The sequence below is a fragment of the Porphyromonas uenonis 60-3 genome, from assembly GCF_000174775.1.
Lineage (GTDB): Bacteria > Bacteroidota > Bacteroidia > Bacteroidales > Porphyromonadaceae > Porphyromonas > Porphyromonas uenonis_A.
This window is the reverse complement of record NZ_ACLR01000225.1, coordinates 1-967: the sequence shown is the minus strand read 5'-3', so window position 1 is coordinate 967 and position 967 is coordinate 1. Positions and strand designations below refer to the sequence as shown.

Sequence of the window (967 nt, the reverse complement as noted above, 5' to 3'; positions counted from 1 at the left end):
CCCACGACCAAGGCAATATTCACCACGACCAATAGGAGCGAGTCTATATTGTCTTGTATACCACCCTTCTTGAGCGAGGGAAAGAAAGCTGGACCCACCTGAAGACCTAGGGCATAGATAAATAGAATCAGCCCGAAGTTCATCCCAAAGTCTAGCGTCCTAGCCTCTAGCGTGATACCCCAGTAAGAGAGCAGGATACCGACGAAAAAGACAAAGGTCACCCCGAGAGAGATACGGGCTATGCGAATGCGTGCCAAGAGCAACCCCACCAGTGAGACCAGTGAGATCACAATAATCGATTGAGGCACCGAAGGTATGACGAAGAGCTCGTTGAAAAATGCTCGCAGACTATCCATACATGTATCTTAGTAAAGTGAGGCTCCTCCACAGGAGCCATACAACGTAGGAGCGCATCATCCAAACTAAACGCTCCAATACTAACGCAAAGGTACAAAATTAGAGATTAGACGTTAGAGATTAGATGCTAGAGATTGGACGTTAGAGATTAGATGCTAGAGATTAGACGTTAGAGATTAGGCGTTGGCTGACAGGGCTGGTGCATCATAATCAGCTCTTCTTTGATGACCTTCGAGTAATATATGGCTAAATCCTCACTACAAAGCAATCTCGAGCCACTCTATAGCTACTCCTGCATCTCGACTGATTTCAATCTCTCCTGAGCAAATCGGGAAGCTTCACGGAGCAAATAAAAATTCCCCACGGAGCCGGGAAATAAAAGTTCGGAAGAATGAAATGAAACTTCGGAAGAAGCAAATCAAAGTTCGGAAGATTTTTTTATTCCTCCGTGGAGATTCGTCGATTTCCACTGAGGAATTGCTCAATTTCCTTGATAGTGTCGTCGATGACCTCATCCTAAATAATGCGTCAGTCCAATAGTGTCCTAAACGTTTTGACAGCAAGTGTCAGGGGACGATTGACCCGCTTGACAGCTATCTTACACCCTTCG

1 pseudogene is annotated in these 967 nt (G+C 45.6%); it reads right to left on the bottom strand.

Going from position 1 to position 967, the window contains the following annotated elements:
- Positions 1–356 (bottom strand): annotated as a pseudogene (locus PORUE0001_RS08955) (transporter); the annotation flags it as partial.
- Between the last annotated feature and the right edge of the window lie 611 nt (positions 357–967).